This window comes from Anabaena sp. CA = ATCC 33047, from assembly GCF_963870205.1.
Lineage (GTDB): Bacteria > Cyanobacteriota > Cyanobacteriia > Cyanobacteriales > Nostocaceae > Trichormus.
The window spans coordinates 1-488 of the sequence record NZ_CAWMSA010000062.1 but is presented as its reverse complement, the minus strand read 5'-3'; the positions used below and the strand labels follow the sequence as shown (position 1 = coordinate 488).

The following is a 488-nucleotide window of genomic DNA, read 5'->3' as shown; positions in this document are numbered from 1 at the left end:
TTGGTAACTTCTTCCTTGGTGCGTGAAACCACCGAGAACGAATCTCAAAACTACGGTTACAAATTCGGTCAAGAAGAAGAAACCTACAACATCGTTGCTGCACACGGTTACTTCGGTCGCTTGATTTTCCAATACGCGTCCTTCAACAACAGCCGTTCCTTGCACTTCTTCCTAGCTGCATGGCCTGTAATCGGTATCTGGTTTACCGCTTTGGGTGTTAGCACAATGGCGTTCAACTTGAACGGTTTCAACTTCAACCAGTCCATCATCGACTCTCAAGGTCGTGTAATCAACACCTGGGCTGACATCATCAACCGCGCTAACTTGGGTATGGAAGTAATGCACGAGCGTAACGCTCACAACTTCCCCTTAGACTTAGCTGCTGGCGAAGTTGCTCCTGTTGCTTTAACCGCTCCTGCTATCAACGGTTAATCATTAACCTTTAGCAATCACAAAAAAGCTTCCTCCTTACGGGGGAGGCTTTTTTG

The 488-nt window shown here is 46.9% G+C and carries 1 pseudogene; it reads left to right on the top strand.

Annotated features, from left to right (window positions below):
* Positions 1–432: pseudogene (locus AACS98_RS19620) on the top strand (photosystem II q(b) protein); the annotation flags it as partial.
* Between the last annotated feature and the right edge of the window lie 56 nt (positions 433–488).